General features: G+C 73.5%; 15 protein-coding genes. All 15 read left to right on the top strand.

Annotated elements, in window-relative coordinates; translation table 11 throughout:
* Window positions 1–135: 135 nt before the first annotated feature.
* The 15 genes from ftsH to ABZ249_RS30535 all read left to right on the top strand — a co-directional run bounded on the left by ftsH (window position 136) and on the right by ABZ249_RS30535 (window position 14,554).
* Entirely contained in the window at window positions 136–2,166 is a 2,031-nt protein-coding gene (ftsH, locus tag ABZ249_RS30605; RefSeq protein ID WP_355269714.1) for an ATP-dependent zinc metalloprotease FtsH, read from the top strand.
* A 23-nt stretch (window positions 2,167–2,189) separates the two neighbouring features.
* Window positions 2,190–2,756: a GTP cyclohydrolase I FolE gene (gene folE, locus ABZ249_RS30600; RefSeq protein ID WP_355269755.1), complete on the top strand. Its 567-nt coding sequence runs from the start codon at window positions 2,190–2,192 to the stop codon at window positions 2,754–2,756.
* Between the two features lie 140 nt (window positions 2,757–2,896).
* Window positions 2,897–3,757, top strand: coding sequence for a dihydropteroate synthase (folP, locus tag ABZ249_RS30595; RefSeq protein WP_220563506.1), 861 nt, complete (start codon window positions 2,897–2,899; stop codon window positions 3,755–3,757).
* On the top strand, window positions 3,754–4,200 hold the full coding sequence (locus ABZ249_RS30590; RefSeq protein ID WP_220563505.1) for a nuclear transport factor 2 family protein: 447 nt from the start codon (window positions 3,754–3,756) through the stop codon (window positions 4,198–4,200). The genes folP and ABZ249_RS30590 overlap by 4 nt, the downstream gene beginning before the upstream one ends.
* The gene (folB, locus tag ABZ249_RS30585) at window positions 4,197–4,583 is read left to right on the top strand and encodes a dihydroneopterin aldolase (RefSeq protein WP_355269711.1); all 387 of its coding nucleotides are present in this window, start codon (window positions 4,197–4,199) and stop codon (window positions 4,581–4,583) included. Before ABZ249_RS30590 ends, folB begins: the two co-directional genes overlap by 4 nt.
* Window positions 4,580–5,113, top strand: coding sequence for a 2-amino-4-hydroxy-6-hydroxymethyldihydropteridine diphosphokinase (gene folK / locus ABZ249_RS30580; RefSeq protein WP_355269709.1), 534 nt, complete (start codon window positions 4,580–4,582; stop codon window positions 5,111–5,113). Before folB ends, folK begins: the two co-directional genes overlap by 4 nt.
* Window positions 5,110–5,604: a DUF3180 domain-containing protein gene (locus ABZ249_RS30575; RefSeq protein WP_355269707.1), complete on the top strand. Its 495-nt coding sequence runs from the start codon at window positions 5,110–5,112 to the stop codon at window positions 5,602–5,604. The genes folK and ABZ249_RS30575 overlap by 4 nt, the downstream gene beginning before the upstream one ends.
* A gap of 156 nt (window positions 5,605–5,760) precedes the next feature.
* Complete coding sequence (locus ABZ249_RS30570; protein WP_355269753.1) at window positions 5,761–6,207, top strand: PH domain-containing protein; 447 nt, start codon at window positions 5,761–5,763, stop codon at window positions 6,205–6,207.
* A 273-nt stretch (window positions 6,208–6,480) separates the two neighbouring features.
* Window positions 6,481–7,836 carry a PH domain-containing protein gene (locus ABZ249_RS30565; protein WP_355269751.1) on the top strand — a complete coding sequence of 452 codons (1,356 nt, stop codon included), beginning with the start codon at window positions 6,481–6,483 and terminating at the stop codon, window positions 7,834–7,836.
* A gap of 244 nt (window positions 7,837–8,080) precedes the next feature.
* A complete protein-coding gene (locus tag ABZ249_RS30560; protein ID WP_355269705.1) occupies window positions 8,081–8,323 on the top strand; it encodes a chaplin family protein in 243 nt (80 codons plus the stop codon).
* 463 nt (window positions 8,324–8,786) lie between these two features.
* Window positions 8,787–9,032 carry a hypothetical protein gene (locus ABZ249_RS30555; RefSeq protein WP_220563501.1) on the top strand — a complete coding sequence of 82 codons (246 nt, stop codon included), beginning with the start codon at window positions 8,787–8,789 and terminating at the stop codon, window positions 9,030–9,032.
* Between the two features lie 196 nt (window positions 9,033–9,228).
* On the top strand, window positions 9,229–10,113 hold the full coding sequence (locus ABZ249_RS30550; protein ID WP_355269703.1) for a DUF2520 domain-containing protein: 885 nt from the start codon (window positions 9,229–9,231) through the stop codon (window positions 10,111–10,113).
* A 67-nt stretch (window positions 10,114–10,180) separates the two neighbouring features.
* A complete protein-coding gene (panC, locus tag ABZ249_RS30545; RefSeq protein ID WP_355269701.1) occupies window positions 10,181–11,050 on the top strand; it encodes a pantoate--beta-alanine ligase in 870 nt (289 codons plus the stop codon).
* A gap of 46 nt (window positions 11,051–11,096) precedes the next feature.
* Window positions 11,097–13,688: an L-aspartate oxidase gene (locus tag ABZ249_RS30540; protein ID WP_355269699.1), complete on the top strand. Its 2,592-nt coding sequence runs from the start codon at window positions 11,097–11,099 to the stop codon at window positions 13,686–13,688.
* 83 nt (window positions 13,689–13,771) lie between these two features.
* Window positions 13,772–14,554: a type III pantothenate kinase gene (locus ABZ249_RS30535; RefSeq protein WP_220563497.1), complete on the top strand. Its 783-nt coding sequence runs from the start codon at window positions 13,772–13,774 to the stop codon at window positions 14,552–14,554.
* Window positions 14,555–14,704 lie beyond the last annotated feature (150 nt).

The following is a 14,704-nucleotide window of genomic DNA, read 5'->3' as shown; positions in this document are numbered from 1 at the left end:
GACGGGTGTACCGTCGATTTCGATCCCGGCGTACTCGCGGGGAACGCACGTGTCCGATAAGAGGTCCTGCCTCGGAAAGTCCTCCGGTGCGGGCGGCCTGGTCAGGAGGGACGGACCCGACGGGGTTCCGCTCACATGAATCTGAAGCGCTTTTTCCGCGGCCCGTGGATATGGATACTGGCCGTTCTCGCCATGCTCCTCCTCGTCTTCAACGTCTTCGACCTGGGCGGGGAACCGCAGCCCGAAGAGACCGACATCTCGACCGTCCACCAGCTCATCGAGCGCAACGAGGTGGACAACGCCGAGATCATCGACCGTGACCAGCGCATCGTGCTGACCACGACCGACGGCGAGATCCTCGAGGCCTACTGGGTGGCCGGCCAGGGCCTGCAGCTCGCCGACATGCTCCAGGCCTCGCTGGACGAGGAGGGCACCGAGCTCCAGGGCTACGAGGTCTCGGTCGCCACGACCCCGCTGTGGACCACGGCGCTCTTCAGCTTCCTGCCGATCCTGCTCATCGTCGCCATCTTCTGGTTCGTCTTCAGCCAGATGCAGGGCGGCGGCTCCCGCGTGATGAACTTCGGCAAGTCCAAGGCCAAGCTCATCACCAAGGACACGCCCAAGAACACCTTCTCCGACGTCGCCGGGGCGGACGAGGCCATCGAGGAGCTCCAGGAGATCAAGGAGTTCCTCCAGAACCCGGCCAAGTTCCAGGCGATGGGCGCCAAGATCCCCAAGGGCGTGCTGCTGTTCGGCCCGCCCGGCACCGGCAAGACCCTGCTGGCCCGCGCCGTCGCGGGCGAGGCCGGGGTGCCGTTCTACTCCATCTCCGGCTCGGACTTCGTCGAGATGTTCGTCGGTGTGGGCGCCTCGCGCGTGCGCGACCTGTTCGAGCAGGCCAAGGCCAACGCCCCCGCGATCATCTTCATCGACGAGATCGACGCCGTCGGCCGCCACCGCGGCGCCGGCATGGGCGGCGGCCACGACGAGCGCGAGCAGACCCTCAACCAGATGCTGGTCGAGATGGACGGCTTCGACGTCAAGGGCGGGGTCATCCTCATCGCGGCCACCAACCGGCCCGACATCCTGGACCCGGCGCTGCTGCGCCCGGGCCGCTTCGACCGGCAGATCGTCGTGGACCGCCCCGACATGGACGGCCGCCGCGACATCCTCAAGGTCCACTCCAAGGGCAAGCCGATGGCCGAGGACGTCGACTTCGACACCATCGCCCGGCAGACCGCCGGGATGACCGGCGCCGACCTGGCCAACGTCATCAACGAGGGCGCCCTGCTGTCGGCGCGCGCGGGCCGGGAGACCATCACCCACGCGGTGCTGGAGGAGGCCATCGAGCGCGTCATGGCCGGACCCGAGCGCAAGAGCCGGGTCATGTCCGAGCACGAGAAGAAGATCATCGCCTACCACGAGGGCGGCCACGCCCTGGTGGGCCACGCGCAGGCCAACGCCGACCCGGTGCACAAGATCACGATCCTGCCCCGCGGCCGTGCCCTGGGCTACACCATGTCGGTGCCGACCGAGGACAAGTTCCTCACCTCGCGCTCGCAGATGATGGACCGGCTCGCCATGATGCTGGGCGGCCGCGCCGCCGAGGAGCTGGTCTTCCACGAGCCCACCACGGGCGCGAGCGACGACATCGACAAGGCCACCAGCCTGGCCCGCAACATGGTCACCGAGTACGGCATGAGCGAGCGCCTGGGCGCCCGCAAGTTCGGGTCGTCGAGCAACGAGCCGTTCCTGGGCCGGGAGATGGCGCACTCGCGCGAGTACTCCGAGGAGATCGCCTCCATCATCGACGAGGAGGTGCGCCGCCTCATCGAGTCCGCGCACGACGAGGCCTACGAGGTCCTGGTCGAGTACCGGGACGTCCTCGACGACCTGGTCGTGGCCCTGCTGGAGAAGGAGACGCTCTCCCGAGAGCAGGTGCTGGAGATCTTCGCGCCGGTGAACAAGCGCCCGGCCCGCGGCTCCTACACCGGCTACGGCAAGCGCCAGCCCTCCGACCGGCCCCCGGTGCACTCCAAGAAGGAGCTGGCCATGCTCAACGGCGCCGAGGCCAACGGCTCCGAACCGGGCACCGCACTGCACGAGGTCACCGGCCACGGTGTCGGCAACGGGGCGTCCGCCCCCGGAGAAGGGGACGAGGCGTGATCGAGCCGGACCAGACCAGACCCGTGGACCGCGAGCGCATCGAGCGCGCCGTCCGCGAGATCCTCATCGCCATCGGCGAGGACCCCGACCGCGACGGCCTGCTCAAGACGCCGGAGCGGGTCGCCCGCGCCTACGAGGAGCAGTTCGCCGGACTCGGGCAGAAGCCCGACGACGTGCTCACCACCGTGTTCGAGGCCGGGCACGAGGAGATGGTCCTGGTCAAGGACATCGAGCTGTACTCCACCTGCGAGCACCACCTGGTGCCGTTCTACGGGGTGGCGCACGTCGGGTACATCCCCGGCTCCGACGGCCGCATCACCGGCCTGAGCAAGCTCGCCCGCCTGGTCGACGTCTTCGCGCGCCGCCCCCAGGTGCAGGAGCGGCTCACCGGCCAGGTGGCCGACGCCATCATGGAGCACCTCAACCCGCGGGGTGTGATCGTGGTCGTGGAGGCCGAGCACCTGTGCATGACGATGCGCGGGGTGCGCAAGCCCGGGGCCCAGACCGTCACCTCGGCGGTGCGCGGGATCTTCCGCAGCAGCGACCGCACCCGCTCGGAGGCGATGAGCCTCATCCTGGACCGCCGCTGACCGCCGGCGGGTGACGTGGAGAACATCCGGACAGGGGCCGGGGGCGTGAGCCCCCGGCCCCTGTGGTTACGCGTAAGGTGACCCCCATGGGGCCGAAATACACACTTCCGGGCCTGCCCGATCGCGGGCGGTGCCTGGTCATGGGGGTAGTGAACGTCACCCCCGATTCCTTCTCCGACGGCGGAGCCTGGTTCGACCCCGAGCGGGCGGTCGAGCACGGCCTGCGGCTGGTCGACGAGGGCGCCGACATCATCGACGTCGGCGGCGAGTCGACCCGCCCGGGCGCCCAGCGCGTTCCGGCCGAGGAGGAGCTGCGCCGGGTCGAACCGGTGGTCAGGGCCCTCGCCGCGCGCGGAGTGGCCGTCAGCGTGGACACCATGCGGGCCGAGGTCGCCGAGCGGGCCGTGGAGGCCGGCGCCGTCCTGGTCAACGACGTCAGCGGCGGGCTGGCCGACCCGGCCATGGCGCGGCTCGTGGCCGCTTCCGGTGTCTCCTACGTGTTGATGCACTGGCGCGGGCATAGTCATGACATGCAGAGCCGTGCCGTGTACACGGATGTCGTCCAGGAGGTCATCGATGAGCTCCGCGACCGTATGGAGGCCATGATCAGTGCAGGCGTCGACCCGGGGCAGATCGTCCTCGACCCGGGACTCGGATTCTCCAAACGACCCGAGCAGGCCCACAACTGGGCGCTCCTGAGGCATCTCGACCGGTTCCACGAGCTGGGCCGCCCCGTCCTGGTGGCGGGGTCGCGCAAGCGCTTCCTGAGCCGGCTGCTGAGCGAACCCAAGGGGGAGGAGCGGCCCTTCCTCGAATGCGACGCCGCCACCGCCGCCCTGACCACCCTGTCGGCCGACCGGGGCGCCTGGGCGGTGCGGGTGCACGACGTGCGCGCCAGCGCCGACGCGGTCCGGGTGGCCGCCGCCTGGTCCGACGGCGGGAAGGCCCTCGTCGAGGGGCGCTTCGAGGACGCCGACGGCACGGGTCGGGGCCGCCGGTGAGGTCCCGCCAGGAGGTCATGGAGCGCGTGGCCGAGGCCAACGCGCAGTTCTACAGCGCCATCGAGAACGGCGACATCGACCTGATGCGCAGTGTGTGGGCCGAGGAGCACGAGGCCCCCGACCTGGTGTGCGTCAACCCCGGGTGGCCGCTGCTGCGCGGCCGCACCGAGATCATGCGGGCCTGGTCCCTGATCATGGCCAACGTCACCTACATCCAGTACGTCCTCACCGAGACCCACATCGGGGTGGGCGGCGACATCGCGATGGTGACGTGCGAGGAGAACGTGCTCACCGCCGAGGACGGCAACCCCGGGTTCATCGCCGGGGGCCAGGTCGTCACGACCAACCTGTTCGTCGACACCGCGCAGGGGTGGCGGCTGTGGTCCCACCACGCCTCGCCGGTGCTCATGGGCGACGACGAGGACGAGGGCGGGGAGGAATGACCGACCGCATCGCCCTGCGGGGCCTGCGGGCCCGCGGCCACCACGGCGTGTTCGACTTCGAGCGCCGCGAGGGCCAGGACTTCGTGGTGGACGCCGTCCTGTACCTGGACCTGGCGCCCGCCGCCGCCTCCGACGACGTGGCCGACACCGTCCACTACGGACTGCTCGCCGACCGGCTGGTCGCGATCGTCACGGGGGAGCCGGTGGACCTGATCGAGACCCTCGCCGAGCGGCTGGCCGCCGAGTGCACGGCCGACCCGCGGGTGCGCGGGGTCGAACTGACCGTGCACAAGCCGTCGGCGCCGATCGAGCACGAGTTCGCGGACGTGTCCGTGACCGTGGTGCGCGGCACCGTGCCCGGGGCGGGGGGTGCCGCGCGGTGACACGTGCCGTCCTGGCCCTGGGGTCCAACCTCGGCGACCGGTGGGCGACCCTGCGCGGCGGGGTGGAGCACCTGCTGACCGGGGCGGGCGCGCCCGCCCCGGTCGCGCTGTCCCCGGTGTACGAGACCGCCCCGGTGGGCGGCCCCGAACAGGGCGCCTACCTCAACGCCGTGGTGGTCGTCGAGACCGACGGCACGCCCGGGGAGCTGCTGGAGCGCGCGCAGGCCGCCGAGCGCGCCTTCGACCGGGTGCGAGAGGTCCGCTGGGGCCCGCGCACCCTGGACGTGGACGTCATCGCCTTCGGCGACGTGCGCTCCGACGACCCCGTCCTGACGCTTCCGCACCCGCGCGCCCACCTGCGGGCGTTCGTGCTGCGCCCGTGGCTGGACGCCGACCCCGGCGCGGAGCTGCCCGGGCGCGGACCGCTCGCCGACCTGCTGGCCGCGGTGGAGGCCGCGGACACCGGGGGCGAACAGGGGCTCCGCCGGCGCGACGACCTGCGGCTGCTCCCGCCCGGGGGGATCCGATGACCGACGAGGAGGACGACGAGCGGCGCCTGCACCCCACCGGGTGGCGCACGCCGGTGCTGCTCGGGGCCGTCGGCCTGCTGCTGGGGGCGCTGTTCGGGACGGCGCTGCCCGGACTGCCGCCCATGCCGTGGACGGCGATCCCCACACTGCTGCTGCTCGCCTTCGCCGAGGCGTTCACCGCCGGGCGGACACGGCGCAGGATCCGCCGGGCGCCCGGCACCGAGCCGATCCCGCCGCTCAGCGCCGCCCGCCTGGTCGCCCTGGCCAAGGCGAGCGTGCTGGCCGCCGCGCTGTTCGGCGGCTTCTGCGTGGGGGTGGCGCTCACGGTCGTGGACAACCTGGGGCTGCCGGTGCACCGGGAGGTGTTCCTCACCGCCCTGGGAACGGCGCTGGCCGCGGGCGTGCTGGCGGCCGCCGCCCTGTACCTGGAGTACGCCTGCCGGGTGCCCGGGGACGAGGACCGCGACGACGACCGCCCCGGGACGGCCTGACCGATCCCGGACCGCCTCCGGACGGGGAGCGGCGGCAAATGGTTGACTGGGCCCGTGGACACCAGCGAACCGACACCGACCGACCCGCCGCCCCCCGCGCCGGAGCGCCCGCTCGACGCGGCCTTCGCCGCGCCCGAGGGCACCGAGTGGCTCCGGGTGTCCCCGGCCCTGGCCTGGTACCGCCGTCTGGTGGTGGGCGCCCTGTGCCTGGGGTCCGGGCTGATCGGGGTGCTGCTCCTGTTCCTGTGGGCGGACCGGGTCTGGGCCGCGGTCTGGGCGGTCGCGGCCCTGGCCGTGCTCGGCGCGGGCTGGGTGCTGGCCGGCCGTTTCCAGAGCTCCTGGGGGTACGTCGAGGGGGCGACGGAGCTGTACCTGACGTACGGGGTGTTCGTCCGCCAGCTGGTGGTCGTGCCCTACGGGCGCATGCAGGTGGTGGACACCACCGCCGACCTGCTCGAACAGGCGCTGGGCATCGCCACGGTGCGGGTCCGCACCGCCGCCAGCACCGCCGACACGCGTGTGGTCGGCCTGCCGTTGGCGGAGGCCGTGGGTCTGCGCGACCGGCTGGCGTCCCGCAGCGAGACGTTCTCCACGGGGTTGTAGATGCACGAACCCGACCGTCCCGACTCCCCCCGTCCCCAGGGGCCGCCACCGGCGCCTCAGGGCCCGCCGCGGGCTCCGCAGCCCGTGCCGCAGCGGCCCCCGCAGGCACCGCCGGGGCCGCCGCAGCGGTCGGCGCCCCCGGGGCACCCGCACCCGCCCGGCCCGCCCCGTCCCGCGCACCCGCCCGTGCCGCAGGGGCCCGTGTCGCAGTGGCCGGTGCCGCAGGGGCCCGGGCCGGCCGACTCGGGGCCGCCGGGGTACGGGCCGCCGGTGATGCTGCCGCCGACGGTGTGGCAGCGCCAGCCCCCGGCCCCGCTCCGGCGCCGGGAGGAGGACGTCACCACGGGCGTGTACCGGGCGCACTGGTCGATGGTGCCGATCCGCGTCCTGGCGGTGACCCTGGCCTTCGTGGCGCTGGCCGGTCCCATCCTCACGATCTTCGGGTACGCGTGGGTGGTCATGCTGACCATCGCGGTCCTGTTCGGCGCGCTCGCCTACACGCTGCCCTCCTGGTGGTACGGCAGCTTCGGGCTGCGCGAGGACCACCTGGTGGTGCACAGCGGACTGGTGATGCGCGGCTCCCGGGAGATCCCGCTGAGCAGGCTCCAGGCGGTCGACGTGGTCCGGCCGCTGCTGGGCCAGGTGTTCGGCCTGGCCGAACTGCGCATCGAGCTGGCCGGCGGCGACAACAGCGCGGTCCGCCTGCGCTACCTGCGCCACGGGACCGCCGAGAAGATGCGCGTCGCGGTCCTGGCGCACGCCGCCGGGCTGTCCGGCCGCTCGCCGGAGGCGCCGGAGTGGCCCTTCTACCGGTTGCCGTTCCTGCTCCTGCTGGGCGCGCTCACCTTCCGGGTCCCGGTGCTGCTGGCCTCCCTGGGCCTGGCCGCGACGGTCACCGCCGGAGTGATGTTCCGCGAGCCCGGGGTGCTGGGGGCGCTGGTGCCGCTCACGCTGGGGCTGATCCGGTCGTTCTGGGGACCGCTGGCCCGCTACACCGACTACTACGCCTCGGTCTCCTCCGACGGGCTGCGGCTCCGCTACGGGATGTTCCAGCGGCGCATGCAGACGGTCCCCCCGGGCCGGGTCCAGGCCGTGCGGGTGGTGGAGCCGCTGCTGTGGCGGGCGCTGGGCGTGGCCCGCGTCGAGGCGACGGTGGCCGGGTACGCGGGGGCCCGCCAGGCCGACTCGGCGACGCTGCTCCCGGTGGCGCCCCGGCGGCGGGCCTACGCGCTGGTCAACGAGCTGTTCCCGGAGAGCGAGGTGGCGTACGTGCCGCTGGTGCCGGGCCGGAAGGGCTCGCGGTCCCTGGTGGGCGTGGACGCGCACCTGTTCGTGACCGTCTCGGGGCTGTTCTGCCGGGTGACGGAGGTCGTGCCGATGGAGCGGGTGCAGGCCCTGCGGCTGACCGCCGGACCGCTGTCCCGGTTCACCGGCCGGGTGGCGTTCGGCGTGGGCGTCCCGCCGGGACCGGTCCGGGCGCGGGCCCAGAACCGGGAGGCGGCCGAGGCCCGCCGCCTGCTGGACGAGATGGTCGACCTGGGGAGGCGGGCGCGGGTCCCGGCGGCGGGCCCCGAACGCTGGGCGACACGGGCGACCATGACACGCGCGGAGGACTCCGGGGAAGAGTGATGTGACGTGCGGCACATCAAGGGCGTAAATTGCTGCCGCTAATGGCTCTCATGTCCGACATGGGTACTCACGATGGGTGATAACTCCAGGTCAAGGCCGCGAAAAGCTCGCGTGTTCTGGCCTCTGGCGGCCGCCGAGTATGGCTAAATGGTGACCGAACACGTTGAGTGTTCTCGGTTGTACACATGGTCAACGTTATCGACCGATCGGCGCCCCCGCCGTTCGGTCCGAACGGGAGAAACACATGCTGAAGAAGGCTTTCGCCGCCAGTGCCATCGTCGCCGCCGCCGCGGGCGTTCTGTTCACGGGCGCTCCGGCCATGGCCAACAGCAACGTCTTCACCTCCGGCAACGGAAGCATCCTCGGCGGCAACCAGCTGGTGGCCGACCTGGACGTTCCGATCAACGTCTGCGGCAACGCGATCGCCATCCTCGGCGTGGCCGGCGCCAACTGCGTGGACTCCGGCGCCACCGTCAAGAACTGGTAGCGACCGCTTTCCGGCCCTGACGGCCGGGAGGGTCCCGGCCGGAGACGTCCCTGTCGGGGGCGTCCCGGCGGATCCGGGGCCGAGTGGACTTCCCGGGCGCCGCTCCGTGACGACGGAGCGGCGCTCCTTTTCATGTCCGGGGCCGGCCGTGTTCCGCGTCCGGGGCCGACCGTGCCGCGCACGAATCCGTGCTCCGGATAGGCCGACGGCTGTAAAGCGCATTGGCGTCGTGCTGAATCACCGCCGATGGTGACGCTTCGTGCTTCTTCGGGCCGCCGCTTGGCCGCCCTTTGCCCCGAAAAGCCATCACGCAACGTCACTCAAAAGGAATTCTTCGTGATGATCCCAGTTCAGGGGGGTCGAAAATGCGAGGTCCACGGGTAGTTTCAGCACCGGTGCCGACACGGCGCCAGCGACGAGCCCGGCGGTCCCCCCGACCCGGACACGACAAGGAGAACGCGTAGTGCTGAAGAAGACGCTCGCCACCGGTGCACTGGTCCTGGCCTCCTCCGCCGGGATCCTCCTCTCCGCGGTACCGGCGGCGGCGCAGAGCGGGGCCTGGACCTCCGGCCACGGCTCCAACGTCAGCGGCAACATCGCCTACATCAACGGCATCGAGAACGTGAACCAGGGCTGCGGCAACTCGAACGCCGTCCTCGGCCAGTCCCTCGCCTCCTGCTTCAACTCCGGGGTGATCATCCAGGACTGACCCGGCCGCCCCGAGCACGGGGCACCGCGGCGGTGGACCGGGGGCGGGCCCGACGGGGCCCGCCCCCTCGCGCGTCCGCCGGACCGTGCCCTCGACCAGGGGCGGCGCGCGGGAGGGGGCGGCGGGGAGGACTATCGTGTGCTCAGGCGTCACGGCCGGGGAGGGCCGGACGCACTCACGACGAGGGGGCACAGGCATGGAGACCACGCAGGGGCGTCCGGCCCGGCTGCGGATCGGCGTCATCGGTCCCGGCCGCGTCGGCTCGGTCCTGGGCCGGGCGCTGGGCCTGGCCGGGCACCGGGTCGTCGCCGCCTCGGCCGTCTCCGAGGCCTCCAAGGCCCGTGCCGCCGAGCGCCTGCCCACCGCGCGGCTGATGGAGCCCGCGCGCGTGGTCGAGGCCGCCGACCTCGTCCTGCTCACGGTCCCCGACGACGCCCTGGCCGAACTCGCCGAGGGGCTGGCCGCCACCGGCGTCGACCTGCGCGGCAAGCTCCTCGCCCACGCCAGCGGGGCCCACGGGTACGGGGTGCTGGCCCCGGCCACCGCCGCCGGCGCCCTGCCGCTGGCCCTGCACCCGGCCATGGCCTTCACCGGCCGCGACGAGGACCTCGAGAGGCTGGCCGACTGCGCGTTCGGGATCACCGCCCCCGACCCGCTGCGGCCCATCGCCGAGGCACTGGTGGTCGAGATGGGCGCCGAACCCGTCTGGATCGCCGAGGACAAGCGCACCCTCTACCACGCGGCCCTGGCCGGGGGCGCCAACCACCTGGTCACCCTCGTCGCCGACAGCGCCTCGCTGCTGTCCGCCGCCGGGGTCCCCGACCCCGGCCGGATGATCGCCCCCCTGCTCAGCGCCTCCCTGGACAACGCCCTGAGGCTGGGCATCCACGGCCTCAGCGGCCCGGTCCTGCGCGGTGACGCCGGGACCGTCGCCGGACACATCGAGCAGCTGCGCGCCCACGCGCCCGAGAGCGCCGCCGCCTACATCGAGCTGGCCCGGCTCACCGCCGACCTGGCCATCAACGCCGGGATGCTCAAGCCCGAGGCGGCCGAACCGCTCCTCGACGTACTGCGCCGCTGACCGTCCGCCCGCCGCCGCGGCACCCGGACCACCACCGACACGTCACGGACACCCCAGGGAAACCCGCATGACCTCATCCACCGACCTCTCCGCCCCGCTCGTGGTGCGCACGCCCCACGAGCTGCGCCGCGCCCTGGCCGACGCCGGGCGCACCGCCCTCGTGCCCACCATGGGCGCCCTGCACGGGGGGCACCAGAGCCTCATGCGGATCGCCCGGGAGCGGGCCGACACCGTGGTCGTGAGCATCTTCGTCAACCCCCTCCAGTTCGGCCCGAACGAGGACTTCGACCGCTACCCGCGCGACCTGGAGGGCGACACCGCCCGGTGCGCCCAGGAGGGCGTGGACGTGGTCTTCGCCCCGGAGACCGAGACCATGTACCCGGCCGGCCGGCCCATGGTCACCATCGAGGCGGGGGAGATGGGGGAGCGGCTGGAGGGCGCCTCCCGGCCCGGCCACTTCACCGGCGTCCTCACGGTGGTCGGCAAGCTCTTCCACCTGGTCCGGCCCGACCTGGCGGTCTTCGGGGAGAAGGACGCCCAGCAGATCGCGCTCATCCGCCGCATGGTCGCCGACCTCGACTTCCCGGTGGAGATCGTGGGCGCGCCCATCCTGCGCGACCCCGACGGCCTGGCCTCCTCCAGCCGCAACGTCTACCTCTCCGCCGCCGAGCGCACCGCCGCCCTGGCGCTGTCGCGCTCCCTGGAAGCGGCCCGCAGTGCCGCCGGGCGGGGGGCCGCCGCGGCCCGGACCGCGGCGGCCGCGGTGCTGGAGGAGGCGGCCGGGGGCGAGCCGCCGGTCGAACCCGACTACCTGGCCCTCATCGACCCGTCCACCTTCGCCGAGGTCGCCGACGACCACCGCGGTGACGCGGTGCTGGCGCTGGCCGCCCGGGTCGGCACCACCCGCCTGATCGACAACACGTCGATCCGCTTCTAGACCACCGGTCCCCGCGTCACCGCGCCCTCCCCGGAAGAAGATCCCCATGAGCACAGCCACCCCGACCCGGCTCGACGCACCCGCGCCGGGCTGGACCGTCACCGCCGACGTCGTCATCGTCGGCTCCGGCATCGCGGGCCTGAGCACCGCGCTCGGCTACCTGGGCCGCGCCGGGGCCGGGCGCGTCGTGCTCGTGACCAAGGACCGGATCTCCACCGGCTCCACCGCCTACGCCCAGGGCGGCATCGCCGCGGCCGTGGCCCCCGGGGACGACCCGGTCGCCCACATGGTCGACACCCACCTGGCCGGGGCCGGGCTGTCCGACCCCTACGCCGTCCACGTCCTGGCCGCCGAGGGGCCCGAGGCGCTGCGCCGCCTCATCGCCCTGGGCGCCGAGTTCGACCGCGACGCCGACGGCGGCCTCTCCCTGACCCGGGAGGGCGGCCACCGCGCCGACCGGGTCGCCCACGCCGGGGGCGACGCCACCGGTGCGGAGATCCAGCGCGCCCTGGTCGAGGCCGTGCTGGCCGAGGAGCGCATCGAGATCATCGAGCACGCGGTGGCGCTGGACGCCCTGCGCGACCCCGGCACCGGTGCGGTCTGCGGCGTCTCCCTGCACGTCATGGGGGAGGGCAGCCGCGACGGGGTCGGCGCCGCCCTCGCCCCGGCCGTGGTGCTGGCCACCGGCGGGCTCGGCCAGATCTTCGCCGCCACCACCAACCCGCCGGTGTCCACCGGCGACGGGCTCGCCCTGGCCGCCCGGGCCGGGGCCCGCCTGCGCGACCTGGAGTTCATCCAGTTCCACCCGACGGTGCTCTGGCTCGGCGCCCAGGCCCGCGGCCGCCAGCCCCTGGTCTCGGAGGCGCTGCGCGGCGAGGGCGCCTACCTGGTGGACGCCGCGGGGAACCGGATCATGGAGGGCGTCCACGAGCTCGCCGACCTGGCCCCCCGTGACGTGGTCGCCCGCACCATCGCCAGGACGATGGCGGAGCAGGGCGTCGACCACGTGTACCTGGAAACCCGCCACTTCGGCGCGGCCGTCTGGGAGAGCCGCTTCCCGACCATCCTGGCGTCCTGCCGGGAGAACGGCATCGACCCGCTGGCCGAGCCGATCCCCGTCGCCCCGGCCGCCCACTACGCCTCCGGCGGTGTGGAGGTGGACATCGACGGCAGCACCGGGGTTCCCGGCCTGTGGGCGGTGGGCGAGGTCGCCCGCACCGGCGTCCACGGCGCCAACCGGCTCGCCTCCAACTCGCTGCTGGAGGGCCTGGTGTTCGCCGAGCGCATCGCCGCCCGGCTGGCCGCCGAGCGCGGACCGCTGCCGACCGGGGGCGTGCCCGCCCCGCGGGTGACCGCCCTGCCCGACCCGGCCGTCGTCGCCCGGGTCCGCTCCCTGATGTCGCGCCACGCCGGGGTGCTGCGCACCGGCGAGGGCCTGGCGACGCTGGTCGCCGAGCTGGACGCCCTCACGGACTCCGCCGCCCCGGTCACCCCCGACACGGCCTCCTGGGAGGCCGCCGACCTGCTCACGGTGGCCCGCCTCGTGGCCGCCGCCGCGGCCCACCGCACCGAGAGCCGCGGCTCCCATCAACGCGCCGACCACGCCGGCCCCCGCCCGCGGTGGCGGGTCCGTCCGGTGATCGTCCGACTGGAAGGGGACACGCCCGTGGCCACCGACGAACCCTGGACCCCCTCGCTGCCGCCCGGACTCGCCGCCGAGCTCGACACCATCGCGTTCCCCCTCGCCGGGGACGCTCCCGGGCCGGACGTCCGCGACGAGTTCACGCTCCCCTGGACCGCGCCCCACCAGGCGCACGTGGACCTGGTCCGCCGTGCCCTGGCCGAGGACCTCACCGGCGGGGCCGGGGTCGACGTCACCTCCGTCGCCACCATCCCCGCCGACCAGGTCCGCACCGCCCACGTGGTGGCCCGCGCCGACGGGACCGTCTGCGGCCTGCCGCTGGCGGAGCTGGTGTTCTGGCTGGGCTCCGACGGCGCCCTGGAGGTCGCCCGGCAGGCGTCCGACGGCGACGCCGTCAAGCGGGGCGACGTCCTCATGACCGTCACCGCCCGCACCCGCGACCTGCTCACCGCCGAGCGCACCGCGCTCAACCTGCTCACCCACCTGTCCGGGATCGCCACCGCCACCCGCGCCTGGGTGGACGCCGTCGCCGGGACCGGCGCCCGCGTCCGCGACAGCCGCAAGACCCACGCCGGGCTGCGCGCCCTGGAGAAGTACGCCGTGCGCCGAGGCGGCGGGGTCAACCACCGCTACTGCCTCAGCGACGCCGGGCTCATCAAGGACAACCACGTGGTCGCCGCGGGCGGTGTGGGCGCCGCCGTCCGCGCCGTGCGCGAGCGCTTCCCGGGGATCCCCCTGGAGGTCGAGGTCGACCGGATCGACCAGATCGAGGAGGCCCTGGCGGAGGGCGCCGAGGAGATCCTGCTCGACAACTTCACCGTCCCCGAGCTCGCCGAGGCCGTCGCCCTGGTCGCCGGGCGCGCCCGCCTGGAGTCCTCGGGCGGCCTGACCCTGGACGTCGCCGCCGACGTCGCCGGGACGGGGGTGGACTACCTCGCCGTCGGCGCCCTCACCCACTCCAGCCCCGCCCTGGACATCGCCCTCGATCTGCTGTGAACGGATCCGCCGTCCGACTTCCCGTGAAGGCCGGGATTGGGAGAGGATTCCCAGAAAAGACACTTCGACCAGGATGAGGGTCCATGCTGCTGGCGATCGACGTCGGTAACTCCGAGACGGTCTTCGGTCTCTTCGAGGGGGAGGACCTGCTCGAACACTGGAGAGTGGGGACCGACACCCGGCGCACCGCCGACGAGTGGTCGGTGGTGCTGCGCGGGCTCCTGGAGGGGAGCGCACACGGCGGGGTGGACGACATCGACGGGCTGGCCCTGTGCTGCTCGGTCCCCTCGGTGCAGCACGAGATGCGCGACATGTTCCGCCGCCACTTCGACGGCGTCGCCGCGGTGATCGTCGAGCCGGGCGTCAAGACGGGCGTGCCGATCCGGATGGACAACCCCAAGGAGGTCGGCAGCGACCGCATCATCAACGCGCTGGCCGCCGACCACCTCTACGGCGGCCCGGCCGTGGTGGTCGACTTCGGCACCGCCACCACGTTCGACGCGGTCAGCACCAAGGGCGAGTACGTGGGCGGCGCCATCGCCCCGGGCATCGACATCTCGGTGGACGCCCTGTCCCGGCGCGGCGCCCAGCTGCACATGGTGGAGATCGTGCGGCCCCGCGCCGCGATCGCCAAGAACACCACGGAGGCGCTGCGCTCGGGCATCGTCTTCGGGTTCGCGGGCCAGGTGGACGGGATCGTCGACCGGATGGTCGCCGAGCTCACCGACAACCCCGACGACGTCACGGTCGTGGCCACGGGGGGCCTGGCCTCGACGGTGGTGGGGGAGTGCGAGACGGTCGACGTCCACGAGCCCTGGCTGACCCTCATCGGCCTGCGCCTGGTGTTCGAGCGCAACACGGGCTGAGGAGGCGGCCGGGCGGCCGGAGCAGCGGGCCCGGAAAAGGCGGGCGGCCGGCGGCCCCTGCACCGGGCCCTGCTCGAACCCGGCGGGGAACTGGAGGCCGAGAGCCGCCTGGCGTTCGTCACCGAACGCCTGCGCGGCCACCTGCTGGGC

The organism is Nocardiopsis sp. NPDC006139, from assembly GCF_040614155.1.
GTDB classification, from domain to species: domain Bacteria; phylum Actinomycetota; class Actinomycetes; order Streptosporangiales; family Streptosporangiaceae; genus Nocardiopsis; species Nocardiopsis changdeensis.
The sequence above is the reverse complement of the archived record's forward strand: the minus strand, read 5'-3'. Positions and strand labels throughout refer to the sequence as shown.

What these genes read in the sequence shown, in the direction of transcription:
- ftsH (WP_355269714.1), top strand. Translation starts at nt 136, where the DNA reads ATGAATCTGAAGCGCTTTTTCCGCGGCCCGTGGATATGGATACTGGCC.
- folP (WP_220563506.1), top strand. Translation starts at nt 2,897, where the DNA reads ATGGGGGTAGTGAACGTCACCCCCGATTCCTTCTCCGACGGCGGAGCC.
- folB (WP_355269711.1), top strand. Translation starts at nt 4,197, where the DNA reads ATGACCGACCGCATCGCCCTGCGGGGCCTGCGGGCCCGCGGCCACCAC.
- ABZ249_RS30575 (WP_355269707.1), top strand. Translation starts at nt 5,110, where the DNA reads ATGACCGACGAGGAGGACGACGAGCGGCGCCTGCACCCCACCGGGTGG.
- ABZ249_RS30565 (WP_355269751.1), top strand. Translation starts at nt 6,481, where the DNA reads ATGCTGCCGCCGACGGTGTGGCAGCGCCAGCCCCCGGCCCCGCTCCGG.
- ABZ249_RS30560 (WP_355269705.1), top strand. Translation starts at nt 8,081, where the DNA reads ATGCTGAAGAAGGCTTTCGCCGCCAGTGCCATCGTCGCCGCCGCCGCG.
- ABZ249_RS30550 (WP_355269703.1), top strand. Translation starts at nt 9,229, where the DNA reads ATGGAGACCACGCAGGGGCGTCCGGCCCGGCTGCGGATCGGCGTCATC.
- panC (WP_355269701.1), top strand. Translation starts at nt 10,181, where the DNA reads ATGACCTCATCCACCGACCTCTCCGCCCCGCTCGTGGTGCGCACGCCC.
- ABZ249_RS30540 (WP_355269699.1), top strand. Translation starts at nt 11,097, where the DNA reads ATGAGCACAGCCACCCCGACCCGGCTCGACGCACCCGCGCCGGGCTGG.
- ABZ249_RS30535 (WP_220563497.1), top strand. Translation starts at nt 13,772, where the DNA reads ATGCTGCTGGCGATCGACGTCGGTAACTCCGAGACGGTCTTCGGTCTC.